General features: G+C 69.2%; 23 protein-coding genes. 11 read left to right on the plus strand and 12 right to left on the minus strand.

The genetic code is table 11. The features are described from left to right. Window positions 1-494: 494 nt before the first annotated feature. The gene (mnmA, locus tag FFF93_RS11470; RefSeq protein WP_261375436.1) at window positions 495-1601 is read right to left on the minus strand and encodes a tRNA 2-thiouridine(34) synthase MnmA; all 1107 of its coding nucleotides are present in this window, start codon (window positions 1599-1601) and stop codon (window positions 495-497) included. Window positions 1602-1830: 229 nt separating this feature from the next. Between mnmA and FFF93_RS11475 the strand changes: the two genes are divergently transcribed. Continuing rightward, window positions 1831-3087, plus strand: a complete 1257-nt coding sequence (locus tag FFF93_RS11475; RefSeq protein WP_138768799.1) for an NAD(P)/FAD-dependent oxidoreductase — start codon at window positions 1831-1833, stop codon at window positions 3085-3087. Here FFF93_RS11475 and FFF93_RS11480 read toward each other — a convergent pair. Next, window positions 3084-4310 (minus strand): cysteine desulfurase family protein, encoded by a 1227-nt coding sequence (locus tag FFF93_RS11480; RefSeq protein WP_138768798.1) that lies wholly within the window; start codon window positions 4308-4310, stop codon window positions 3084-3086. The genes FFF93_RS11475 and FFF93_RS11480 overlap by 4 nt on opposite strands. Before the next feature lie 93 nt (window positions 4311-4403). On the opposite strand from FFF93_RS11480, the gene FFF93_RS11485 reads away from it, so the two are divergent. Next, window positions 4404-5279 (plus strand): DMT family transporter, encoded by an 876-nt coding sequence (locus FFF93_RS11485; RefSeq protein WP_138768797.1) that lies wholly within the window; start codon window positions 4404-4406, stop codon window positions 5277-5279. On the opposite strand, the gene FFF93_RS11490 is transcribed toward FFF93_RS11485, so the two are convergent. Further along, window positions 5266-5964: a metalloregulator ArsR/SmtB family transcription factor gene (locus tag FFF93_RS11490; protein ID WP_138768796.1), complete on the minus strand. Its 699-nt coding sequence runs from the start codon at window positions 5962-5964 to the stop codon at window positions 5266-5268. The two genes, FFF93_RS11485 and FFF93_RS11490, sit on opposite strands and share 14 nt — an antisense overlap. Window positions 5965-6054: 90 nt before the next feature. Here FFF93_RS11490 and FFF93_RS11495 point away from each other — a divergent pair, with 90 nt between their 5' ends. Next, entirely contained in the window at window positions 6055-6468 is a 414-nt protein-coding gene (locus FFF93_RS11495) for a hypothetical protein (protein ID WP_138768795.1), read from the plus strand. Between the two features lie 64 nt (window positions 6469-6532). Here the strand turns inward: FFF93_RS11495 and FFF93_RS17145 are convergent, their stop codons facing one another. Next, on the minus strand, window positions 6533-6718 hold the full coding sequence (locus FFF93_RS17145; RefSeq protein ID WP_261375090.1) for a hypothetical protein: 186 nt from the start codon (window positions 6716-6718) through the stop codon (window positions 6533-6535). A gap of 390 nt (window positions 6719-7108) precedes the next feature. After that, the gene (locus tag FFF93_RS11505; protein WP_138768794.1) at window positions 7109-8011 is read right to left on the minus strand and encodes a diacylglycerol kinase family protein; all 903 of its coding nucleotides are present in this window, start codon (window positions 8009-8011) and stop codon (window positions 7109-7111) included. Window positions 8012-8136: 125 nt separating this feature from the next. Between FFF93_RS11505 and FFF93_RS11510 the strand changes: the two genes are divergently transcribed. From FFF93_RS11510 to FFF93_RS11525, 4 genes are all read left to right on the plus strand, one after another. After that, window positions 8137-9108, plus strand: coding sequence for a J domain-containing protein (locus FFF93_RS11510; RefSeq protein WP_138768793.1), 972 nt, complete (start codon window positions 8137-8139; stop codon window positions 9106-9108). A 29-nt stretch (window positions 9109-9137) separates the two neighbouring features. Beyond that, window positions 9138-9605 carry a tRNA (cytidine(34)-2'-O)-methyltransferase gene (locus tag FFF93_RS11515; protein ID WP_138768792.1) on the plus strand — a complete coding sequence of 156 codons (468 nt, stop codon included), beginning with the start codon at window positions 9138-9140 and terminating at the stop codon, window positions 9603-9605. Between the two features lie 253 nt (window positions 9606-9858). Beyond that, window positions 9859-10464, plus strand: coding sequence for an ECF RNA polymerase sigma factor SigK (gene sigK / locus FFF93_RS11520; RefSeq protein WP_138768791.1), 606 nt, complete (start codon window positions 9859-9861; stop codon window positions 10462-10464). Between the two features lies 1 nt (window position 10465). Further along, entirely contained in the window at window positions 10466-11347 is an 882-nt protein-coding gene (locus FFF93_RS11525) for an anti-sigma factor domain-containing protein (protein WP_395858385.1), read from the plus strand. An 83-nt stretch (window positions 11348-11430) separates the two neighbouring features. Here FFF93_RS11525 and FFF93_RS11530 read toward each other — a convergent pair whose 3' ends face one another. The 6 genes from FFF93_RS11530 to FFF93_RS11555 all read right to left on the minus strand — a co-directional run bounded on the left by FFF93_RS11530 (window position 11431) and on the right by FFF93_RS11555 (window position 17976). Further along, window positions 11431-12843: a GntP family permease gene (locus FFF93_RS11530; RefSeq protein ID WP_261375091.1), complete on the minus strand. Its 1413-nt coding sequence runs from the start codon at window positions 12841-12843 to the stop codon at window positions 11431-11433. A 44-nt stretch (window positions 12844-12887) separates the two neighbouring features. Further along, entirely contained in the window at window positions 12888-13433 is a 546-nt protein-coding gene (locus FFF93_RS11535; RefSeq protein ID WP_138768789.1) for a gluconokinase, read from the minus strand. Window positions 13434-13507: 74 nt separating this feature from the next. Further along, window positions 13508-14287: a PIG-L deacetylase family protein gene (locus FFF93_RS11540; RefSeq protein ID WP_138768788.1), complete on the minus strand. Its 780-nt coding sequence runs from the start codon at window positions 14285-14287 to the stop codon at window positions 13508-13510. Then, window positions 14284-15243, minus strand: coding sequence for an electron transfer flavoprotein subunit alpha/FixB family protein (locus tag FFF93_RS11545; RefSeq protein ID WP_138768787.1), 960 nt, complete (start codon window positions 15241-15243; stop codon window positions 14284-14286). The genes FFF93_RS11540 and FFF93_RS11545 overlap by 4 nt, the downstream gene beginning before the upstream one ends. Before the next feature lie 15 nt (window positions 15244-15258). Next, entirely contained in the window at window positions 15259-16059 is an 801-nt protein-coding gene (locus tag FFF93_RS11550; protein ID WP_138770406.1) for an electron transfer flavoprotein subunit beta/FixA family protein, read from the minus strand. Between the two features lie 309 nt (window positions 16060-16368). Continuing rightward, on the minus strand, window positions 16369-17976 hold the full coding sequence (locus FFF93_RS11555; protein WP_138768786.1) for a S1C family serine protease: 1608 nt from the start codon (window positions 17974-17976) through the stop codon (window positions 16369-16371). Between the two features lie 306 nt (window positions 17977-18282). Here FFF93_RS11555 and FFF93_RS11560 point away from each other — a divergent pair, with 306 nt between their 5' ends. The 3 genes from FFF93_RS11560 (at window position 18283) to FFF93_RS11570 (ending at window position 22755) form a co-directional block, all read left to right on the plus strand. Next, window positions 18283-20334, plus strand: a complete 2052-nt coding sequence (locus tag FFF93_RS11560; RefSeq protein ID WP_186372149.1) for a TPM domain-containing protein — start codon at window positions 18283-18285, stop codon at window positions 20332-20334. Between the two features lie 115 nt (window positions 20335-20449). After that, on the plus strand, window positions 20450-21238 hold the full coding sequence (locus tag FFF93_RS11565; RefSeq protein ID WP_138768784.1) for a PspA/IM30 family protein: 789 nt from the start codon (window positions 20450-20452) through the stop codon (window positions 21236-21238). Window positions 21239-21330: 92 nt separating this feature from the next. Beyond that, window positions 21331-22755 carry a deoxyribodipyrimidine photo-lyase gene (locus tag FFF93_RS11570; RefSeq protein ID WP_138768783.1) on the plus strand — a complete coding sequence of 475 codons (1425 nt, stop codon included), beginning with the start codon at window positions 21331-21333 and terminating at the stop codon, window positions 22753-22755. Here the strand turns inward: FFF93_RS11570 and FFF93_RS11575 are convergent. After that, entirely contained in the window at window positions 22742-23485 is a 744-nt protein-coding gene (locus FFF93_RS11575; RefSeq protein WP_138768782.1) for a YafY family protein, read from the minus strand. The two genes, FFF93_RS11570 and FFF93_RS11575, sit on opposite strands and share 14 nt — an antisense overlap. Window positions 23486-23558: 73 nt before the next feature. Here FFF93_RS11575 and FFF93_RS11580 point away from each other — a divergent pair, with 73 nt between their 5' ends. Then, complete coding sequence (locus tag FFF93_RS11580; RefSeq protein WP_138768781.1) at window positions 23559-24296, plus strand: alpha/beta fold hydrolase; 738 nt, start codon at window positions 23559-23561, stop codon at window positions 24294-24296. Window positions 24297-24300 lie beyond the last annotated feature (4 nt).

Consider the following 24300-nt stretch of genomic DNA (forward strand, 5'->3'; position numbering starts at 1 on the left):
GAGACACAAAATTTACACGATCCGAAGGAACTCATCGTTTTCTGCAGGATTTGGCCCGGATCTTCGGCACCCCGCCGCGGGGCCGCCGGCGGACGTTGGCAGCGCCGGACATGCCCTCCGTGCGGGCCGGGCAATGGACATAATGCCTATATGCCCGCTCGTGGCCGCGAAGAATGGGCATGTGCCCCGCGCCGGCTTCCGGGCACCAGGGCATGCCCCGCGTCAGGGCCGAAGAATGGACATGCCCTGCCTCCGGGGTTTGGCCAATGGACATGCCCTCAGTGCGGGCCGGGCAATGGACATAATGCCTATATGCCCGCTCGTGGCCGCGAAGAATGGGCATGTGCCCCGCGCCGGCTTGCGGACGGAGGGCATGCCCCGCGTCAGGGCCGAAGAATGGACATGCCCTATTTCGGGGTTGGCAAAAGGACATGCCCTATTTCGGGGTTGGCAAAAGGACATGCCCTCGGCCCCCGGCGGCCGTGTGACCGCGGCTAGAGGGCGGCGCGCTGCCGCGACCGCGCGGCGTCGATCGTGGCCTGGCCGAGGACCCGACTGCCTTGGTAGAGCACCACGGTCTGGCCGGGGGCCACGCCGCGCAGCGGCTCTGCGAGGGTAACCACGAGGTTGCCGGATCCCTCCGCGGGCTCCATCCGGGCCGTTGCCGGGACGGGGTCCCCGTGGGCCCGGACCTGGGCGTGGCAGTCGAACTCCGCGCCGGTGGCGATCTCGGCGATCGGCAGGCCGGCCCAGGAGACCTTGATGCCCCGGATCTCGTCGATGGCCAGGAGGGCCTCCGGGCCCACCACCACCTTGTTTTCCTTGGGCCGGATCTCCAGCACAAAGCGCGGCTTGCCGTCGGCGGCCGGGGTGCCCAGCTTCAGGCCGCGGCGCTGGCCTACGGTAAAGGCGTTGGCGCCGGGGTGCTCGCCGACCTTGGCGCCGGACTCGTCCACGATGTCGCCGGTGGTCATCTCGATCTTCTCGGCCAGCCAACCGGCGGTGTCACCGTCGGGGATGAAGCAGATGTCGTGGCTGTCGGGCTTGTTCGCGACCGAGAGCCCGCGGCGCTCGGCCTCGGCGCGGACCTCGGCCTTGGACGGGGTGTCGGCGAGCGGGAACATCGAGTGCCGGAGCTGTTCGTGCGTGAGGACGCCCAGCACGTAGCTCTGGTCCTTCGCCCAGTCAGCGGCGCGGTGCAGTTCCGGGTTGCCCTCGGCGTCGGTGATCACCTTGGCGTAGTGGCCGGTACAGACAGCGTCGAAACCCAGGGCAATCGCCTTCTCCAGCAGGGCGGCGAACTTGATCCGCTCGTTGCAGCGCATGCAGGGGTTGGGGGTGCGGCCGGCGGCGTATTCGTCGATGAAGTCCTGGACGACGTCTTCCTTGAAACGCTCGGAGAAGTCCCACACGTAGTACGGGATGCCCAGCACGTCGCACGCCCGCCAGGCGTCGCGGGAGTCCTCGATAGTGCAGCAGCCGCGGCTGCCGGTGCGCAGCGTTCCGGGCATGCGGGAGAGGGCGAGGTGGACCCCGACGACGTCGTGGCCGGCCTCGACGGCGCGGGCTGCGGCGACGGCGGAATCGACGCCGCCGCTCATGGCTGCAAGAACTCGCATGCTGGCTTTCTCTGGGAAACGGGGGTTCGCGGGCGGTCGCCCCAAGGTGTGGAGCTAACACAACGTCCGCCTGGCTATTCTATCGCCACGCCGATTCCTCCCTCAAAAAGCCTTGACGCCCCCGCCCCGTTCTTCTAGCGTCAAAATTAACAGTTTTAGAAGCTCCTGGTTGTAGCAACTCCTGGCACCAGCGCAGACGGGACCAACAGAGATGGCTGTCGACAACATCGTGATCGTGGGCGGCGGGCTCGCCGGAGCCACCGCCGCCAAGACCCTGCGGGCCGAAGGCTACGAGGGGCCGGTGACCCTGCTCGCCGAAGAGCCGCATGCCCCCTACCTGCGGCCGCCGCTGTCCAAGGAGTACCTTCTCGGCAAGGATGGCGAGGAGGCGCTGCCCGTGGTTCCGGCCGCCTGGTACGCGGAGAACGACGTCGAGCTGCTCCTGGGCGTTCCCGCCACAGCGCTGGACACGGGCGCCCGCACCGTGCACCTCGCCGACGGCGCGCGGCTCCGCTATTCCGCGCTCCTGCTGGCCACCGGGGCACGTCCGCGCGCCATTGCGCTGCCCGGCAGCGGCCTCGACGGCGTGATGACCTTCCGGACGCTGGAGGACAGCCGCCGGCTCCGGGACGCCCTGGCTGGCGGCGGCCGGAACGTGGTGATGGTCGGCTCGGGCTGGATCGGGATGGAACTGGCCGCAGCCGCAAACTCCTACGGCAACACCGTGACCCTGCTGGGGCTTGAACAGGTACCGCTCGCGGCAGCGATCGGCCCGGAACTGGGAACCTTCTTCCGCTCGCTGCATGAATCGCGCGGCGTGCGGTTCCGGCTGCCGGCGTCGGCCGCCGCCATCACGGGCGACGCCGGCCGGGTCACCGGTGTGCGCACCGACGCCGGCGAAGTCCTGGCAGCCGACCTCGTGGTGATCGCCGTCGGCGTCGTTCCCGAAACCTCGCTTGCCGCTGCCGCCGGCATCGAGGTGGACAACGGGATCCGCACGGACGCGTCGCTGCGGACCTCCGCCGCCGGGGTCTTTGCCGCCGGGGATGTCGCCAATTCCCTGCATCCGTTCACCGGCGGGCACCACCGCAGCGAGCACTGGTCCAACGCATTGAACGGCGGCAAGGTCGCCGGACGGACGATGCTGGGCCGCGAGGCCGTCCTGGACACCATTCCGTACTTCTACACGGACCAGTACGACGTCAGCATGGAGTACTCCGGGTTCCCGACGCTCGTCGAGGGCCCGCCCGTGGTCCGGGGCTCGCTTGATGACCGGGAGTTCCTGGCCTTCTGGCAGCGCGGGGGCCGCGTGGTGGCCGGCATGAACGTCAATTGGCCCCGGTCAGCCAAGCCGCAGAAGGCCATTAAGGCCCTGATCACCGCACGGGCCCCGGTGAGCCCGGAGTCGCTGTCGGACCCGGAGGTCCCGCTGGAGCAGTTGCTGCCGGAGCGCCAGCCGGAGCGCTAGCCGGTGGCAGTGTGGCGGGCGACGGTTCCGGCGGTCTGGATGCTGGACTCGTGCCCCGCCATGCCTGCCTGGCGGGCGCGGGCATATGCCGCCGGCAGGGCGGCCAGCAGGGCGTCGACGTCGGCGTCCGTGGACGCGTGGCCCAGGGTGAAACGCTGGGCGCCGCGGGCCGTATCCTCGTCCAGTCCCATCGCAAGCAGCACATGCGAGGGGCGCGGAACGCCGGCGGTGCAGGCGGACCCGGTGGAGGACTCCACCCCCGCAAGGTCCAGCAGGAACAGCAGGGAGTCAGCCTCGCAGCCGGGGAAGGTGAAATGCGCGTTGCCTGGCAGCCGGCCGGCCCCGGGGGCCCCGCGCAGCACGGCCTCCGGCACGGCGGCGCGGACGCCCTCGATCAGGCGGTCCCGGAGCGCGGAGATCCGTGCGGACTCCCCCGCCAGTTTTCCGGTGACGGCTTCCGCCGCCGCCGCGAAGGCGGCGATCGACGCGGTATCCAGGGTCCCGGAGCGCACGTCGCGCTCCTGTCCCCCACCGTGCTGGACCGGGGTCAGCTTGACGGCGCGGCCCAGGAGCAGGGCGCCGACGCCGACCGGACCGCCGATCTTGTGCCCCGAGATAGACATCGCGTCCAGGCCTGTCCCGCGGAAATCGACCGGCACGGAGCCGAATGCCTGCACGGCGTCGGAATGCACGGGCACACCGGCGGCGTGTGCGAGGCGCACAACGTCGGCGACGGGCTGGATGCTGCCCACCTCGTTGTTGGCCCACATGACAGTAGCCAGGGCGATCGAGGCGGGGTCCTCGGCCAGTTCGGCCTCCAGCGCGGCCAGGTCCAGCACGCCCTCGGCGTCGACCGGCAGCCAGCGCACGTCCGCGCCTTCATGCCGTTCCAGCCATTCGACGGTGTCCAGCACGGCGTGATGTTCGACGGTGGAGCACAGGATGCGGGTCCGCCGGGGGTCCTCGGCGCGGCGGGCCCAGTAAAGTCCCTTGACGGCGAGGTTGTCGGCCTCCGTGCCGCCGGAGGTGAAGATGACTTCCGAGGGATGCGCCCCGGCCGCGGCTGCCAGCGCCTCGCGGGCGTCCTCGACGGCACGGCGGGCGCGGCGGCCGGAACCGTGGAGGGAGGAGGGGTTGCCGGTGCGGGACAGCTCACGCGTCAGCGCGGCGAGAGCCTCGGCGGCGAGCGGCGTGGTGGCGGCGTGGTCTAGGTAAACGGGCACAGCCCAATTCTACCGTCGCGTGCTGCCGGGGGCGGCGGGCCGATCCCGGCAACCCGGGGCCGGACGACCCCCGCGCTGGTGTACATTCGAGCGGTGAAGGCGTCCCTGTACCTCGTCCTGGCCACCCTGTTCTGGTCCGGAAATTTCGTCGTCGGCCAGGCCGCGGTCGCCTCAATGACCCCCATGGACCTGACCTTCTGGCGCTGGACGCTGGCTGCGCTGCCGCTGCTGGCCCTGGCCCACTTCGTGGAAAAGCCGGACTGGCGGGCGGTGCTGCGCCGCTGGCCGGTGCTGCTGCTGCTGAGCGTGCTCGGCATGAGCGGCTATACCCTGCTGCTCTACGGTGCGCTGGGCTACACCTCCGCGATGAACGCCTCGCTGATCACGGCGGCCAATCCTGCGCTGATCGTGGTGATGGCGATCGTCCTGCTCGGCGAAAAGACCACCCACCTGGGCTGGCTTGGCATCGGGCTGGGGCTGCTGGGGGTGCTGCTGGTGCTGACCCGCGGCGAACTGCAGCGCGTGTTCAGCCTCTCGGTCAACACCGGCGAACTGATGATGATCGGCGCCATTGTGGTCTGGGGCAGCTACACGATCATCGCCCGCAGGCTGGACATCCCCGCCATCGCCGCCACTGCGGTGCAGGTCGCCATCGCCACCGTGACGCTGGCGCCCTTCGCCCTCGCGCTGCACGTACGGTTCCCGGAGACCCCGGCCGAAGGCTGGTCGCTGGCCTATATTGCCGTCTTCCCCTCGCTGGGGGCCTACCTGTTCTGGAACCTGGCGCTGAAGACCACCCCGCCTGGGACCGCGGGGAACTACCTGAACCTGATGGTGGTGTTCACGGCGCTCATTACGGTCGCGCTGGGGACGCCGCTGACACTCGTCCAAGTCGTCGGCGGCGCCATGGTGGTCGCCGGCGTCCTGCTGACCGGCCTCAAGGGGCAGGCCAGGCTCAAGCCGGCCTGATCCGGGCGCAGCACTGGGCCGGCGTGGCGGCATCCCGCGCCCTGAGCTCCTCGATGTCGAGCGCCTCCACCCGGTCCGGGTCCACACCGCAGCCCGCAGCGGCGCCGGCCAGGAAGGCGCCGTTCATGGCGCAGACCACGGCCGTATGGCCCTGGGCCACCCGGTGGAAGGGACAGTTGAGCAGCACCAGCCCGCCGGCGCCGTCGTCCGCGGGCAGGTACCCCTCCTCGGCGAGCAGCGCACCAAAGTCACCCCCGCCGGAGGACTCCCCCGCCGCCACCCCGCGCGTGCGGGCGGCCTGCAGCAGCGCGTCCCGAGCGGATCCGCCGTCGGCCGCGGATTGTTCAATGGCGGTCACCAGCAGTTCGGCGGCCAGGTCGTAGCTGCGCTCCGGAATCGACGCCGAGACCTCCTGCACGGCGGCACGGTAGAGCTTGGCCGGACGGCCCGAGCCCGGGCCCTCCTTGCCGCCGATTTTCCGGAACTCCACCGCCAGCAGGCCGTCGTGGACCAGGCGGTCCAGATGGAAGGACGCCGTGCTGCGGGCCATCCCCAGCGACCCGGCCGCATCGTCGCGGCTGACGGAATCCTCCGCGGCGGCGACAAAGCGGAAGAGGCGCCGACGGCTCTCATCGCCCAGCGAGGCCACGGCGGCCAGCCTGCGGCTCCACGAAAAGGGGTTCATAAATCCACCCTAGCTCTAAAAACAAGATTCATTGCTTAACCTGCTCTTCCATTCTAAAATCAAGATATCCATTTTTAGAAGGAGTGCACGATGAAATCTTCAACCACACTGGCAGCCCCATCCCCGGCCGTCGCGGCCGGCGCCCAGCGGCAGGCCTTCCTGCTGCTGCGCACGGTTTTCACGGTGGCGCCGATCATCTTCGGTCTGGACAAGTTCACCAACCTGCTCACCCATTGGACGATGTACCTCGCCCCCGTGGCGACGTCGGTGGTCCCCCTGCCGGCGCAAACGTTGATGTACATCGTTGGCGTCGTGGAAATTGTCGCCGGCCTCGCGGTAGCCCTCCGGCCCCGCTTCGGGTCGCTGCTCGTCGCCGTCTGGCTGCTGGGCATCATCATCAACCTGCTGGTCCTGGGCAGCTACTTCGACGTGGCGCTTCGTGATTTCGGCCTGCTGGTCGGGGCAATTGCCCTGAACCGGCTCTCGCCGGTCAGGGGCCGGTAGCCTCGGCTGCCGTCGTCGGGCTCTCCGCCCTGGGCTGTCCGCCCCGGACCGCCGGTGCAGGGGGTCAGGACGACGGCGGCAGCACGGACAGCCGGGCGGCGACGTCGGCACGGGCCGCCGCGAGTGCGGCCCGGTCCGGGCAGAAGACGGAGACGTAGACGGACGAGCCGGTCTTGGCGAAAAGCCGGGCGTAGCTGGCGGCCGCCCGGGATTCGGCTTTGTCGCCGCGTTCGAGCACGAGCACCCCCACCCGGGGACCCGGTTTGTCCGCCTCACCGCCCCAGCGCAGCGCGTCTTTCGTGAGGCAGGGCGGCAGGATGCTCGGGTCGAGGTAGTGGAACAGCGCTTCCGTGGACGCCTTGTCATCGCCCGGGGCAACGAGCGGCCACTGGTTGACCCGGTCTTGGCCGAGGCCAGGCAGCCGTCGGACTTCAGGACTCGCTGGCGCCGGCCACGTCCTGCCTGCCGGGCGACCAGCCGGTCCCGTGCCGCCACGGCTTCGGCGTCGTGGCCGGGGGTAACGGTCGGGGTGGCGGGGCCGGCGGCGCTGCTGACCGGTGTCGGTGCCGAGGGATCAGGACCGCCAGCGCCGGCACGGTGCGGCAAGTCCGGCCCGGGTTTGCCGTTGCCACTGCCGCGCCTATGCCAGCACCCGGAGGGCGCCGGGGACGACGTCGATGGTCAGCGGCAACGGCCCTATGCGCTCGCCGTCCGCATACGCGACGACGCCGTGCGCCTCCAGTTCGACCCGCCGGACCCGGCGGATCTCTACGGCCGGGTGGCCCACGTGCTTGCCGGAGAACACCTTGGGGAACACCGCCAGGAATCCCGCGCGGGACAGCGGCCGGACGATGAATAGGTCGAGGTACCCGTCGTCGAGCGCGGCGTCGGGCACAACCTTCATGCCGCCGCCGATTGACTGCCCGTTGGCCACCGAAATCAGCATGGCCCCCTGCTGCCAGCGTTCGCCGTCGGCCGTCACGGTGTACTCAATGGCGCCGAAGGTGGCCAGCTCGCGCAGCATGGCCAGGTTGTACCGGGCGCGGCCCCGCGGCCACCGCCAGGTGTTGGCGCGCTCGTTGACAGCCGCATCGAAACCAGCCGACACGACGCCGGCAAACCAGTGTGTCCGGTCGCCCGCGCGCACCCGGCCCGCGTCGATCACCCGGCCACCCGCGGGCAGCGCCGCGAGGACCCGGGCGGCCGCCGCGGGGACGTTGTGCCGCGGCAGCCCAAGCGCCCGGGCCATGTCGTTTCCCGTGCCGCTCGGAATGATGCCCAGGGCGGTCGCTCCGAAGGCGGCACCTGATCCGGCGAGCGCATTCACACCAAGGTGCACCATGCCGTCGCCACCGGCCACCACCAGCGCGTCCACCCCGTCGGCCAGCGCCTTGTCCACGGCCCGGGACAGCAGCTCGTAACTGTCCTCGCACAACAAATGGACCTGCACGCCGGCCGCGCGGAAACACTCCGCCGCTTCGCGGCCTGCATGCCGGCCGCGGCCAAAGGAGGCGCGCGGGTTGACGGCGAGGGCGATCTTCATGGGCTGAATTATGCCAGCCGCCGGGAACCATCCACGGCTGCGCGCTCGTTATTCACCCAGCCGGTTAAACTGGCCACGCCGGGGGTCCAGGCCGGACCCGCTCCACAGACGCAAAGGATTCGTGCTTGACGCAGGGCAGCAGCTCGCATTACCAGGTCCTCAGGATCCCTGTCACGGCGACGGACAAGGACATCAAGGTGGCCTACCGCAAGGCCGCCCGAACGGCGCACCCCGACCACGGCGGCGACGCCGCTACCTTCCGCCGGGTGACCCTGGCCTACGAGACCCTCATCGATGCCAAGCGCCGCGCCGACTACGACCGTTCCTACGGCAGCGGCACCGCATTTTCCAGTCGGACGGCCCCGGCCGAGGAAGGGGCGCACTTCGACGCGCCCGCGGCCGGGAGCCGGGCCTCCGCGCATGTCCGCCGGCCCAACACGCCGCGGAACACCGCCGCGGACGCCCCGGTCTACGTGCCCTCCTTCGAGGAGGTGGCGGCAAGCGGCGAGGTGCCGCTGATCACGGAGCCGGTGGCCCGGCAGCAAGTCCACGGCATGCCCCGCAAACGCGGACTCTTCGGCGCTGAGGCACGCATCCAGCGCGAAATGCGGACGGTCCAGCTGATCACCCGGCAGATCCTGCCGGCCATACCGGCCGCCCGCTTGGTTAACGGACTGCAGTCCCCGGCGGACAACAGCCATATTGACCATGTCCTGCTCTCCGGCTACCGGCTGGCCGTCATCGGTTCGATGCTCCTGCCGCCGGGCGCCTACGCCTGGAACGGGAGCACGCTGAACCACGGCGGCCGTTCCATCGCCCCGCCGCAGCTGGCGCACGTGGTGCGCAGGATGCAGGACATCTTCCCCGAACTCAACGTCACCGGCTGGACGGTGGTCCACAGCACCGACGGCAACCTGCACGAACCAGTGATCGACCGGCACGGACGCCCCCGGGACCGGGGCGACAGCCATGAGATTGTGCAGGTCGTCAACGCCGCCGGGCTGGCCCGCGGCCTCAAGCAGTTCCTCAGTTCCGGGCCGGCCCCAAACACGGTGAACGTTCCGGTGCTCGCCCGGCTGCTGCGCGGAATGCACTAGCGTCCCGGACCGCTCGCTAGGATGGAAGCGTGTTCCGCATCCTCTTCCACAGCCCCGAAATTCCCGGCAACACCGGCAACGCCATCCGGCTGGCCGCCATCACGGGGGCAGAACTGCACCTCGTGGAACCGCTGGGTTTTGATTTTTCCGACGCCAAGCTCCGCCGCGCCGGCCTGGACTACCACGACCTCGCCGTCGTCACCGTGCACCCGGACATCGACGCCGCCTGGGAGGCGCTGGCACCCGAGCGCGTTTTTGCGTTCACCTCCGACGGTGAAACCTCCTACACGGACATCGGCTACCTGCCCGGCGACGTGCTGATGTTCGGCCGGGAATCCGTGGGCCTGTCCGAGGAACTGAAGCACGACCCGCATGTGACGTCCCGCGTCCGGCTGCCGATGCTGCCGGCGCTGCGCTCGCTGAACCTGGCCAATGCTGCGTCGATCGCCGTCTACGAGGCCTGGCGCCAGCACGGCTTCGCGGGAGCGAAGCTCTAGCGGCGCCGCCGACCGGTGCGGGCAAGAACGTCCGCCTGCGAACGAACCCCGAAGTCCGGCCCATCCGGGTCCGCCGCTGCTCCGAATGCCTTCTGAGAGACCATCCAGGCTAAACGTCGAAGGGAGCGAGGAACGGCAGGTGAGCACAATGCAGGTGGATAGACGCCCGGCCCCCCAGGCTGCGGGCAACCACGGCGCTGTCGAAGCCCGTCCTGGCCCGCGTTCCGCGGCTGGCGCCTTATGCTTGAAGGCGATGGACACTCCGAATGCCCCGAACCCCGAGGCCGCCGCTCCCCCCAGCGCCCCAGCCGACCTGAACCGCCGGCTGGCAGTTCTGCTCGGGCAGATCGCCGACGGGGACCAGGCCGCTTTCGCCGAGTTCTACCAGCTCACCTCGCGCCGCGTTTTTGGTATGGCCCGCCGGGTCCTGATTGACCCGGAGCTGAGCGAGGACACCACCCAGGAGGTTTTCCTGCAGGTCTGGCAGAACGCGGCGAAGTTCAACGCCGATGTCGGCAGCCCGCTCGCCTGGCTGATGACGATTTCGCACCGCCGGGCCGTGGACAAGGTCCGCTCCTCGCAGTCGTCCACCGACCGGGAGTCCAGGTACGGCGCCAGCAGCCAGGAGATCGACCACGACTCCGTCTCCGATGAGGTCGGCAGCCGACTCGAAGCCGAAGCGGTGGTCCGCTGCCTGGACACGCTGACCGACACGCAGCAGGAATCCGTCCGGCTCGCCTACTACGGCGGCCTGACCTACCGGGAAGTCGCCGAGAAACTCAACGCGGCCGTTCCCACCATCAAGTCCCGCATCCGCGACGGACTAATCCGACTGAAGACCTGCTTGGGGGTGAGTTGAGATGAACGACATGAATCACCAGGACAGCGCGGGCACGCCCGGCAGCTTCTCCGCCGACATCGCCGGCGACCTCAGCTCCGGCCGCGCCGTCGACCTCGCCGAGGTCTACGCGCTGCACGCCCTAGACGACGCCGAACGCGACGCCGTCGACCGCTACCTCGCCGACGCCCCGCCGGCCGAGCGCGCCGAATTCGAACTGCGCGTCCGGCAGGCACGCGAGACGCTGGCCATGAGCTTCAGCGCGGAGGAGGAACCGCCGGCGGGGCTCTTCGACCGCATCGTCTCGGCTCTTCCCGCCCAAGGTGCCGGGACTTCCGCTGGCGGGCGCACCTCCCCCGCCGTTGCCCCGGTGGTGGCCCGGCCGGTTCGGGACAACGCCGAACTTCCGGTCACGGACGAACTCGGTGCCGCCCGCAAGCGCCGCGAGGAGCGGAGGCGGCCGCAGGGCACCCGCAACTGGCTGATCGGCGTCGCCGCAGCAGCCGCGATCGCCGTGGGCGGAGTGGGCGTGGGCGCCTATGTCGCCAACCAGAATGACCCGCTCAACCAGGTGATGCAGGCCGGCGATGTGCGCAAGGCGACGATCGACGTGGTCGGCGGCGGCACGGCCTCGCTCACGCTCTCGCCCTCCAAGGACGCCGCCGTGGTGAAGATGAACGGTGTGCCCGCCCCGCCCTCGGGCAAGGTCTACCAGATGTGGCTGATCCCCAAGGACGGCTCGGCCCCGGTCTCCAAGGGCCTGATGGACGCCGAAGCGCTGTCCAAGCCGGCCGTCGTCACGGGCATCGGCTCTGCCGCCGCCCTGGGCATCACGGTGGAGCCGGCGGGCGGCTCGAAGACACCCACAATGCCGACCGTGGCCTCGGCCCCGCTGGGCGCCTAAGTCCAAACAACAACAAAGCCGCGCAGGACCCCCATCGGGCCTGCGCGGCTTTGTTGTGCCGGTGTGGTGTTGTCCGTGCGCCGCTAGATGACCAGCGAGAGCAGCATCACGAAGCCGAACCCCACCACGGAGATCAGCGTTTCCATCACGGACCAGGTCTTGAACGTCTGGCCGACGCTGAGGCCGAAGAGTTCCTTCACCAGCCAGAAGCCGGCGTCGTTGACGTGCGAAAGGAAGAGCGAGCCGGCGCCGATCGCGAGGGCCAGCAGCGCCGCATGGGTCGGGGACAGCGAGCTGGCCAGCGGGGCAACGATGCCGGCTGCCGTCACGGTGGCCACGGTGGCAGAGCCGGTCGCCAGGCGGAGCGCGACCGCCACGAGGAAGCCGAGCACCAGCACGGACATGTTGGCGCCCTCGGCCCACTTCTTGACCGCGTCGCCGACTCCGGCGCCGATCAGTGTCTGCTTGAAGCCGCCGCCGGCGCCGACGATCAGCAGGATCGCGGCAATCGGGCCGAGGCTCGCGCCGATCTTGGCGGTGATCTTGTTGCCGGTGAAGCCGACGGCGTAGCCGAAGGTTCCGATGGCCAGCAGCACGGCCAGGGTCATTGCCACCAGGGGCTGGCCGACGAAGTCGAAGAAGACCCGGATCCACGGCGCGGTTTTGGCGTCGGGCCAGATGATGTCCACGACCGCCTTGAGCAGCATCAGCACCACGGGGAAGATGATGGTCAGCAATGTCACCAGGAAGCTGGGCTGGCGCTTGACGCCCTCCAGGTCGGCCCCGTGCTCGGTGTCGATGCCGCCCGCGACGGCGGGAGCGCCCACGGGAACCCATCTGGCGGCGAGTCTGGAAAACAGCGGCCCGCAGATGATGACGGTGGGGATGGCGACCAGGAGCCCGAGCGCGAGCGTGGTGCCGAGGTCCGCCTTGACGGCGCTGATCGCGATCAAGGGTCCCGGGTGCGGCGGCACCAGGCCGTGCAGCACCGACAGCCCGGCCAGGGCCGGGATCGCGACGCGCATGAGCGGCATCCTGGAGCGTTGCGTGACCAGGACGATCACCGGCAGCAGGAGCACCAGGCCGATTTCGAAGAACATCGGCAGGCCGATGATCACCGCAACGAGCGTGATGGACCAGACCACGCGGTTGCCGCTGGCCTTGGCAAGGAGTGTGTCCACCACCCGGTTAGCCCCGCCGGAGTCCGCCAGGAGCTTGCCGAGCATGGCGCCGAGGGCGATCAGCAGGCCGACCTCCTTCAGGACGCCGCCGACTCCGTCCTCGAAGTTGGTGATGATCTTGGCCAGTTCCACTCCGGAGGCCAGGCCGACGAACGCCGAGCCGAGCACCAGGGCGAGGAAGGGGTGGAGCTTGAACTTGGCGATCAGCACCACGATGAGTGCGATGCCGACGGCGGCGACTACCAGGAGTCGGGTGTCGTGGCCGGTCCAGGCCTCGACGGCAGCCGGAAGCTGCAGTGCTGCAAGAGAATTCAAAACGTGTTCCTAGCTGGGAATGAAGGGTGGTGGCCGGCGCGCGGTCAGTGCGTGCCGGCGTCGGATGCGTCGGCGGCGGCGTCGAGGTGGAGCCGGTCAATGATTTCCTGCGCCTCTTCCGCAGGGGTTGCGCCGACACAGAGGGTCATGAAGTTTTCGTCCTCGGTGGGCGCCTCCAGCGCCTCGAACTGGGACTCCAGCAGCGCGGGCGGCATGAAGTGGCCGTGCCGGGAGGCGAGCCGGTCCGAAATCCGGTCCTTGCTGCCCTCGAGGAAGACAAAGACGACGCCCTCCCCGCGCAGCACGTCCCGGTACCGCTTCTTCAGGGCCGAGCAGGTCACGACGCCGGGCGTCCCGGCCTCAGTGTGCGCCCGGATCCAGGCGGCGATGCTGTCCAGCCAAGGCCAGCGGTCTTCGTCCGTCAGCGGCTGTCCGGCGTGCATTTTGGCCACATTGGATGCGGGGTGCAGGTCGTCGCCTTCGGCGAGCTCCCAGCCGAGCCGGCCGGCCAGCAGGCCGGCCACGGTGGATTTTCCCGAGCCCGAGACGCCCATGACGACCAGAACGGGGTGCTGCGCAGTCTTCGCCATTAAAGTCTGCCTTCCATCAATAAATATGATTTAAACAATGGCAAGCATATGGCAGCGGTCCCGCGCGGGCAACACTAGAAACCGGCGATGGTGCCGGGGCCGTTGACGGCGACGACGTGGAAGGCTTCGGCGCTGCGCCCGTCGGCCAGCCCGCCGCGCTGCGCGGTGGCCAGCATGAGGCCGCGGACGGTGCGTTCCATGGCCTCGACGTCCGGGTGCTGGCTGACGTGGATGTGGATGGCGGCCAGCTTGGCCTCAACGTGCCCGCTGACGTCGACAAAGTGGTTTTCGCGTTCCTCCGGGCCGGCGAAGAGCCAGAGCCAGGGCAGCTTGTAGGCCGCCAGGCCGGCGTCGGCCAGCTCAGGGTAGGCGAAGGGGTTCTCCAGCGCCGGGTACACCGCCCTGGTCACCGCCTCCCCCACCGCCAGGTGGTCCGGGTGGCTCTTCTGGATGCGGTTCCAGTTGCGTTCGGGATGCATGGCAAGCACGACGTCGGGACGGAGCTTGCGGATCAGGCGCACCACCTCGCGCATGACCTCGTGCGAGGCCTCGAGATAGCCGTCGCGCTGGTGGAGGTAATGGATGTCGGTGACGCCCACGAGCGCGGCGGCGCGCTGCTGCTCTTCCGTCCGCAGCCGCACGATTTCGTCACGCTGCGCCGGGTCGAAGCCGCCGGCGTCGCCGTCGGTCATGATGCAGTAGCTGACCTGGACCCCGGCGGCGGTCCACGCGGCGATGGTACCCGCGGCGCCGAAATCGACGTCGTCAGGGTGGGCGGTGAAACAAAGCACCCGCTCGATCCGGTGGTGCTCCGGATCGAACGGGCTTTGTGCCGTGGTGGCGTTGGTGCTCAATGGCCGGCCCTGCGCTTCTTGATTTCCTCGGTGGCCTGCGGGAGCACCTGGAAGAGGTCGCCCACGATGCCGAAGTCGGCGATCTCGAAGACCGGCGACTCCGCATCCTTGTTGACGGCCACGATCACCTTGGCGGTCTGCATGCCGGCCTTCTGCTGGATGGCTCCGGAGATGCCGGCCGAGATGTAGAGCTGCGGCGAGACGGTTTTGCCGGTCTGGCCGATCTGGGCGTCGTGGCCGATCCAGCCGGCGTCCGTGGCTGCGCGGGACGCGCCGACGGCTGCGCCCAGGGCGTCTGCCAGGTCCTCGACGGGTCCGAAGTTGCCGTCCATGCCGCGGCCGCCGGCCACCACGATCCGGGCCTCGGAGAGCTCGGGCCGGCCGCTGGCGGCCTTTTCGTTCCGGGCGGTGACACGCGCTGCTCCGGCGGTGGCATCGGCCGGCAATTCCACGGTGACGGGCTGGGGGGCGGTCGCCGCGGCGGCCTGCTCCGGCTCGACACTGTTCGACTTGACGGTCAGGACGGCCACCGGGGTGGTGGCTTTCGCCGTGGTGGTGTAGGAGCCGGCGAGCACCGACTTGTGCGCGGTGCCGTCCGGGTCCACCGCGACGACGTCGGTGATCACGCCGGCGCCAAGCTTGATGCCCAGCCGCGCAGCGATCTCCTTGCCCTCGGCCGAGTTCTCGGCAAGCACGACGGTCGCCCCGGAGGTCTCCGCGGCGGCGGCGAGGAACGCGGCTTTCGGGCCGATGAGGTAATCGTTGAGATCCGCGGCGGCAGGGACGTAGAGTTCCGCTGCGCCGTACGCGCCGAGGCCGGCGGCGACGTCGTCCTGCAGTTCGCCGTTGAAGGCCACCACCGGCTCACCCAGGGAGCGGGCGATGGTAAGCAGTTCGAGGCTGGACTTCTTCAGCGCGGCCCCGGGAGTGTCAATGAATACAAGTACTTTTGCCATGTCCGGTTTCTCCCCTTAGAGCAGCTTCTGCGCGGCCAGGAACTCGACCAGCTGGATGCCGGCGTCGCCCTCGTCGGTGATGATGGTGCCGGCGGTCCGCGGCGGGCGGACTTCTGCGGTCTCGACCGCGGTCCAGGACCCCGCCAGCCCCACCGAGGAGGCATCGACGCCGATGTCGGCCAAGCTCAGGGTGGTGATGGTCTTCTTCTTGGCCGCCATGATGCCCTTGAAATTCGGGTAGCGGGGTTCGTTGATCTGGTCGGTCACGGAGACGAGTGCCGGGAGGGTGGCCTCCACGGTGTCCGCATGCGAGTCCCCGTCGCGGCGGGCGGTGAGCTTCCCGCCGTCGAGTTCAAGCGAGGACGCGAAAGTGACCTGCGGCAGGCCGAGGCGCTCGGCCAACTGGGCCGGAACCAGGGAGGTCTCGCCGTCGGTGGAGGCCATTCCGGTCAGGACCAGGTCGGCGGGGACATCGGTGCCGAGGTGCCGGATCGCGGCCGCCAGTGCCAGTGAGGTCGCCGCCGCGTCCGAGCCAGCGAGGGCGTCGTCGCTGAGGTGGACGCCTTCGGTGGCACCGATCTGGAGCGACTTCTTGACGGCGTTGACGGCACCGGCCGGGCCCATGCTCAGGGCAATGACCTTGTTGCCGGCCGCCTCGCCGCCGCGGGCCTCGATCAGCTGCAGGGCGGCCTCGAGGGCGTATTCGTCCAGCTCCGACAGGATGCTTTCGGAGCGGTCGGTCGTGTTGTCCCCGCCGCTGAGGTGGCGGTCGAACTGCGCGTCCGGTACGTGCTTGACCAGCACGATGATCTTCAGGGTCTCTTCCACTGTGTTTACAGCAGCCTTCCATGCGGGTGGGCGGCCAGCCGGGCGGGGCAGTGGCCAGGGCGCGCGGCCGGGGGCGCCGCGGTTTCTCCTAGCTAACCATATAGCGCGGGGTCGGCGCGGTCCGGGTTAACGCCTGTGTCAGGGCCCTGCCGGCCAGACGGCGCGGCACCAGCGCGTGCGCACCAAGAACGGAGGAAACGGCCGGGCAAAGCACTGCCGGCCGGCACCCCCAAGGTGCCGGCCGGCGTCGCTTTTGGTGGTGCACTGATGCACCCCTGCCTGGTACTGCCCTGCCGGTTACTGCTCTGCCGCGGCCCCGAGGGTCACGTCGAGTTCCTTCGTCTGGCCGCCCCGCAGGACCGTCACCTTCACCTTTGCGCCGGCGGCCTGCTCCCGCACCGCGGCCGTGAGCTGGTTCGGATCGTTGATGGAGAGGTCCTGGAACTTGGTGACGACGTCGCCCACCTTGATCCCGGCCTTGTCGGCGGCCGATCCCGGCTCGACCGTGGCCACGTCGGCTCCAACCGAGAATCCGGAGGATGAACTGCCCGCCGCCTTGGACTTGACGCTGACGCCCAGCTGGCCGTGGCTGGCCTTGCCGTTGCTGATGATCTCCTGGGCCACCCGCTTGGCGTGGTTGATCGGGATGCTGAAGCCGACCCCGATGTTGCCGCTGCTGCCGCTCGCGTCTCCGCCGGCGGAGGCGATGGCGACGTTGACGCCGATGACTTCACCCTTGCTGTTGACCAGCGCGCCGCCGGAGTTGCCGGGGTTGATCGCCGCGTCGGTCTGGATGACGTTGATCGAGATGCTGCCCTGGTCGGCCGTGCTCGGCGCCTGTCCGCCGCCGGGAGGGGCGAACTGGAAGCCCTGGTCGCCGCCCTGCGAGTTGTCCGCGCCGTCCTTGGGTGCTGCCGAGGACGCCACGCTGATGGTGCGGTTGAGCGTCGAGACGATGCCGTCGGTGACGGTTCCGGTCAGGCCCAGCGGCGAGCCGATCGCGACGGCGGTGTCGCCGACGTTGAGCTTGCCCGAGTCGCCGAGGGTGGCCGGGACCAGCCCGGTCGGGTTGTCGATCTTGATCACGGCGAGGTCGGAGAGCGGGTCGGTGCCGACGATCTTGGCCGTGAAGACCTTGCCATCGCTGGTACGGACTTCGACGGCGGCCTTGGCGGTCTTGCCGTCCAGGGTGACGACGTGCGTATTGGTCAGCACGTGCCCCTCCCCGTCGAGGACGATGCCGGAGCCGGTTCCGCCATTGCTCCCGCTCGTGGCCTTGATGGTCACGACGCTGGGCGAGGCCTTTACGGCCGCGGCGGTGATGGCGTTGACGTCGTCCTTGTTGTTGACGATCACGGTGCCGGGCTGGCCGGTACTGCCGGTGGAAGCCAGCGGACGGTTCCCCAGCAGGGCGGTGCTGCCGGCGACGACGCCGCCGCCCACGAGGCCGGCGGCGAGGATGCTGGCGACGAGGGTGGGAACGCCGAAGGCGGCCTTGCGCTTCGGGGCATTGCCCGGGTGCCCGAACGAGTTCTGGGGCGCCGGGCCGGTCGGCGGCTGGTTGCCGTACCCGCCGTAGGCGCCGGGGGTGTGGGCGTACGGTGCGGTGTTGGGGGCGCCGGGCTGGGCATGTCCGGGCTGGCCAGGGTCAGAGTGGGGCGCTTGTGCACCGAACTGCTGGGTGTCGGTGTCTGAGTGCTGGCCGTAGGCCGGCGCACGCGGCGGGTACACGGGCCGGGGGGCGTCGTCCGCCGGCCGGTCCAGCCTCATGGTCGGGTTCTCGGGGGCTGAGTCCTCAGCGGGCGCGCCGTGCGGAGCCGCGGCAGCACCCTCGCCCGGCCCAAGCGGGTCCCGGTTCTTCATCGATGGATCCGGTGACGCGCCCTGCATTGGGTTCTCAGTCATGGGACTTCCTTTCATCCTCGTCTGCAGATAAGTATGCTCGCCCAGACTGGTGCAAACGCGAACATTCGCTGGGAGGTTCCTGAATGCTGACCCCGTGGAGGGGGGCCTTGTGAATTGCCGTCCCGCTGGGTTCAGCGCGTTTCGCTGGTGGCATATTCCCCGCGGTGGACGCCCTCTGGGGTGCACCATAGAATCAAATGGAATTGCCACAGCGACCTGCGGCTTTACACCTGCGTGGGGGCGCTGCTGCGTTCTGAGACGACCGGTTCGGCCCGATCCGGTCACAGAAGTGCTGAAGGGTTGCACATGCGGTCAATGATGAAACGATTCCTCGCCGTACTCGGCGTCGCCGGACTGCTGGCCCTCCCCGCCGCTCCCGCGCTCGCCGAAGACCCGGTGGCCATCCCTTCCGGACAGAACATCGTCGACAGCGGCAACGTGCTGGGCAGCCGCAAGGGCGAGGTCCAGGACGCTGTCCAGAAGCTCCTGAAGGACCACAAGTACAACCTGTACGTGGTCACCGTGAAGACGTTCGAGAATCCGGCCGATCCGAAATCGTGGTCGCAGGCTGTCGCCACGAAGAAGGGCATGGGCCGTGCCGACGTCATCCTCGCCATGTCCGACGACGGCAAGTACTACTTCTCCCCCAACTCGGCCAGCGCCATCTACTCCAAGACCAGCGCCATCAGCCAGAATGCGATCGTCGCCAACCTGGCCGGGGGCAAGCGTGACTTTGCCCAGGCCGCGATCGACACCGCGGCCGCAGTCGGCGACGCGGCCGGTGGCGGCAGCGGATCGGTCCCGTCGGGGGCCGACGCCGGGAACGGCGTGTTGGTCGGCCTCGGCGTCGTGGCCGCCGGCGGTGTGGGAACCTACCTTTACCTCCGCAACCGGCGCAAGAAGGCAGCCGCGGGTGGCGGCAGCGCCTACGGCCCGCAGGGTGCCGACCTGGACCCGCTGGCCGGACTGAGCGTCGAGGAACTGCGCCGCAAGAGCGGCTCGCTGCTGATCGAGGCGGACGACGCCATCAAGTCCAGCGAGCAGGAGCTTGGCTTCGCCCAGGCGCAGTACGGCGATGCCGCCGTCGGGAACTTTACCAAGGCACTGCAGGACGCCAAGGCCCACATGTCCGAGTCGTTCAAACTGCAGCAGCAGCTCGACGACCACATCCCGGACACCGAGGAGCAGCAGCGGACCTGGCTCGGCGAGATCATCCGCCGGTCCGAGGCAGCGCTGTCTTCCCTCCAGGAGCAGAAAGCGGACTTCGACTCCCTGCGGGAGCTGGAGAAGAATGCCCCGCAGGCGCTGGCCGCCGTCGGCGCCGGCGCCACGGAAGCCGAGACCAAAATCGCCGCAGCCGAGGAGTCCCTGACCGGACTCCGGGCGAAATACGCGGACACCGCCTTGACGCAGGTGGCGGACAACATCGGCCAGGCCAAGGAGCGGCTGGCCTTTGTCCAGAACGCCTCCGCCACCGCCCAGGAAAAGCTCAGCGCCGGCGAGGGCAGCCTCGCCGCCGTCGCGGTCCGGGCCGCGGAGGAGAGCCTGCACCAGACCAACGTGTTGCTCGGCGCCATCACCAAGGTGGCGGCGAACCTCGACGAAGCCCGGAACGGGCTGGAGACCGCAGTCGTCGACACCTCCCAGGACCTGGCCCAGGCGCGGGCGATGATCCAGTCCGGTGCGCACCCGGAATTGGCCGGCCCCGTGGCCGGGGTGGAGGCCGCGCTGGCCCAGGTCAAGGCTGAGATCCAGGGCGGCAAAATCGACCCGATCGCCACCCTGGCGCGTGTGGAGAGTGCCCACCAGTCCCTCGATGCGGCCCTCACTGGCATCCGCGACCAGCAGGAACAAGCCCGCCGGGCGCAGGCCTCGCTGCAGCAGAGCATCATGTCCGCCCAGGCGCAGATCAGCGCCACCTCGGACTACATCACGGCCCGCCGCGGCGGCGTGGGCACCGAGGCGCGCACCCGGCTCGCCGAGGCGCAGCGCAACCTCGACTATGCCCTGTCCATCTCGCGCACCGACCCGGTGACGGCCCTGCAGTACGCCCAGCAGGCGCATTCGCTCGCCGCGCAGGCGGCGCAACAGGCCCAGGCCGATGTGGACCAGTTCGGCGGCTACGCCAACCAGGGGTACGGCCGCGGCGGGATGTTCGGCGGCGGCGGTGGCGGCGGCCTCGGCGGCGCCATCCTCGGCGGCATCCTGATCAACTCCATCCTCCATGGCGGCGGAGGCGGCGGCTGGGGCGGCGGTGGCGGCTGGGGCGGCGGCGATTCCGGTGGCGGCTGGGGCGGAGGCGGCGGCGACTTTGGCGGCGGCGGCGATTTCGGCGGCGGGGACTCCGGAAGTTTCTAGCCGGCCGGTTACAGACTAGGCGCCGGCGGACTCGATCCGGCCGGCGGGTAGAAGCGGTACATTCACTGTTCACCGAATCCAGTGGCCACCACTGGGTAGGACGAAAGGCAACACCATGGTTAAGCAGTCCATTTTCGGCCGTATGGCGCAGTTGGCGAAGGCGAATATCAATTCCCTGCTGGACCAGGCCGAGGATCCGCAGAAGATGCTGGACCAGATGGTCCGCGACTACACGAACAACATCGCCGAGGCCGAATCGGCCGTCGCCCAGACCATCGGCAACCTGCGTATGCTCCAGGATGACTACAACGAGGACATCAAGAACGCCCAGGACTGGGGCAACAAGGCCCTCGCCGCCTCCCGCAAGGCCGACGAGTACCGCGCCAACGGCGACACTGTGGACGCCGAGAAGTTCGACAACCTCGCCAAGGTGGCCCTGCAGCGCCAGATGACAGCGGAAAACGAGGCGAAGGCGGCAGAGCCGAGCATCGCCTCCCAGTCCGAGGTCGTGGACAAGCTCAAGCACGGCCTGGACCAGATGAAGGGCAAGCTCAACGAGCTCACCAGCAAGCGCAACGAACTCGTGGCCCGCTCCAAGACGGCCGCGGCGCAGAGCCAGGTGCACGATGCCCTCAAGAGTATCGACATCATGGATCCGACGTCCGAGGTGGGCCGCTTCGAAGAGAAGATCCGCCGCGAGGAAGCCAAGGTCCGCGGCCAGCAGGAACTCGCGGCCTCCAGCCTGGACGCCCAGTTCAATTCCTTGGAAGACCTCGGCGAACAGACCGAAATCGAGGCCCGCCTGGCAGCGCTCAAGTCCGGCAGCCGCAACCAGGCCCTCGGCGCCGGCAACGGTTCGACCACCAGCAGCACGGTGGAGGAAGCAGATTTCGACAAGCTTTAGCGCTTAAAGCAGGGCCGGGCACCGACGGGTGTCCGGCCTTTGCTGTACCCGGACACACGCCGGGGCTGCCGCCGATCCAGTAGCGTGGAGAAATGTCTTCGACCCTTGTGTGGCTCCGCGATGATCTCCGACTCGACGACAACCCCGCCGTGGCGGAGGCCGCGTCGCAGGGCGACCCCCTCACAGTGGTCTACGTGCTGGACGAGGTGTCACCGGGCGTGCGTCCCCTGGGCGGCGCCGCAAAGTGGTGGTTGCACCACTCGCTGGTGTCCCTCGCCGCGGACCTTGAGGCCGCCGGTTCCCGCCTGCTACTGCGCAGCGGACCGGCAGAGCGGGTCATCCGTCAGGTGGCAGAGGAAACGGGCGCCACCCGGTTGCTCTGGAACCGCCGCTACGGCGGCCCCGAACGTGCCGTAGACTCCGGCCTCAAGGAGTGGGCTGCCGGGCAGGACATAAGCGCCACAAGCTTCCAGGCCAACCTCATGTTCGAGCCCTGGACGGTGCGCACCGGCTCCGGCGGACCCTACAAAGTCTTCACGCCGTTCTGGAAGGCCTGCCTCGACGCGCCTGAGCCCCGGCACCCTTTGGACGCCCCGGACCAGCTTCCAGCGCCGGCGCACAACGGCTCCGGCGAACTGCCCGCCGGTGAGGCGCTGGAAGCCTGGGCCCTGCTCCCCCACCGCCCGGACTGGAGCGCCGGGCTTGCCGCGGAATGGACCCCGGGCGAGGCAGGGGCCCACCTCCGCCTGGCGGACTTCCTGGACGGGCCCGCGGCCGACTACGGCACCGGACGGGACATCCCCGGCGTGGAGGGCACCAGCAGGCTTTCCCCCCACCTGCGCTTCGGCGAAATCAGCCCGTTCCGGGTCTGGCACGCGCTCCGGGAACGCTTCCCGCACGGCGCCCCCGCCGACGTCGGGGTCTTCCGTTCTGAATTAGGCTGGCGGGAATTCTGCTGGCAGCTGCTCTACGAGAACCCGCAGTTGGCCACCCGCAACTACCGCCCCGAATTTGACCGGTTCGCCTGGCAGACGCCGTCGGACGCCGAGCTGGAGGCCTGGCAGCAGGGCCGCACCGGCTATCCGCTGGTGGACGCGGGGATGCGCCAGCTGTGGCAGACGGGCTGGATGCACAACCGCGTGCGGATGGCGGCGGCGTCGTTCCTGGTCAAGAACATGCTGGCCGACTGGCGGCTGGGTGAGGCTTGGTTCTGGGACACCCTCGTGGATGCGGATGCCGCGAGCAACCCCGCCAACTGGCAGTGGGTGGCCGGCTCGGGTGCGGACGCGTCGCCGTACTTCCGTATCTTCAACCCGGTCACTCAGAGCAAGAAGTTCGACGCCGCCGGCCGTTACCTGCGGGAGTTTGTTCCGGAGCTGGCGAAGCTGGACGACAAGGCGGTGCATGAACCGTGGAAGGCCGACGGCGCGGCCGCGGGCTACCCGGCGCCGATCGTGGGCCTGCCCGAGTCCCGTGCCCGGGCGCTGGAGACCTACCAGCGGCTCAAGGACGGCTAGGGGCACCGAGCGGAGACGTTGACCGAGGGGCTCCCTGACCCCGGCCGTGCACCGGCCGGGCGTCCGCTGGGGGTTCTCCGATCTCGTCGATGGTATGGCCGCCGCAAGCCATCCTGGTTACTGTGGCCCGCTCGATGCGCGATACGGTGAACCATCGCATTGCGCTGCGCAGTCGGCACCACCCAACGAGGTACCACTGTCCGTTCATGGAGGCGAACAGCACTGGCTCAACGTCGCGGGTGGTCGTGCTCTCGTCGCCCGATGTGTAGCGAATGCGGATCACCCGCTGCTCGTCCATTGCCTCCTCCAGCGCCGACTTGATTGCGCGAGAATAGGAGGGCCGCGAGTTGACCCAGACCCGGTGGGCCAGTTCGTCGGCCCGTGCCCGGGTTTTGGGATCGAGGACGTCCAGGATCTTCTGGATCCCTGTTGCTGCTAGGTCGGCATAGGGGGCATCGGGTGCAGCAGAAACAGCTGCCAGGAGCGCCACGGCCTGAGCCGGGGACAGGCTGACGGGCGGCAGGGAGCCGCCCACAGCCAATCCGTAGCCACCGCCCGGACCCGGGCGGGACCAGACGGGCGCGCCGCTGTTCTCCAGCGCGTCGAGGTCTCTCTTGATGGTGCGCACGGAGACCTCAAGCTCGCCGGCCAACTGTTCGGCGGAAATACCCCGCGCGCCGCTGCGGCGCAACATCTCGGAAAGGGCATGGAGGCGTTCGACTCGCTTCATCGTTCAGTCTCCGCCAAATTCATGACATAAATAGTGACATACCCTTGTCCGGACTGCCTGCGAGGGTAGTGACATGACAACTACTGCAAGCAGCCCGACCATCATTCTCATCGCCGGCCACTGGCTGGGCGCGTGGGCGTGGGATGAAGTCCTTGAATACCTGAGCACCGAACATTCCCGTACGATCGCGATGACACTGCCCGGTCTCGACGCGGACGATCCCGAGCGTGCGGAGAAGACGCTCGACGATCAAGCCGCGGCGGTCCTGAAGGTCATGGCTGAACTCGGGGTCTCCGAGGATCAGCCCGCAACTCTCGTCGCCCATAGCGGGGCGAACGCCCCCGTCAGCCTCGTCCTTGACCAACACCCTGAGCTTGTCCATCGAGTGGTGTGGGTCGACTCAGGGCCTGCGGCGGCGGGAAGCGCCTTTGCACCAGACATGCCGGAGGAGTTGGCGGAGCTTCCGCTGCCGTCCCTCGACGCCCTCGCCCAGCAGGCGAGCCTCGAAGGCCTGAGCGCAGAGGTCCTAGAGCGTTTTCGTGCCCGGGCCGTCCCTGAACCCGGCCCCGTGCTTCGTCAGCCCGTCAAGCTCACGAACGACGCCCGCCACAGGGTCCGGACCACCCTGGTGTGCTGCTCCATCCCGAGTGCGCAGGTGCTGGAGCTGGCCCGCGCGGGCCATCCCATGTTTGCCGAAGTCGCGAAGATCGAGCGCCTCGACGTCGTTGACCTTCCGACGGGGCATTGGCCCATGTGGAGCCGTCCCCGCGACCTCGCCCAGTCCATCCAGTCCGCGGCTTCCCGCACCTGAACGG

Source organism: Arthrobacter sp. KBS0702, assembly GCF_005937985.2.
GTDB lineage: Bacteria > Actinomycetota > Actinomycetes > Actinomycetales > Micrococcaceae > Arthrobacter.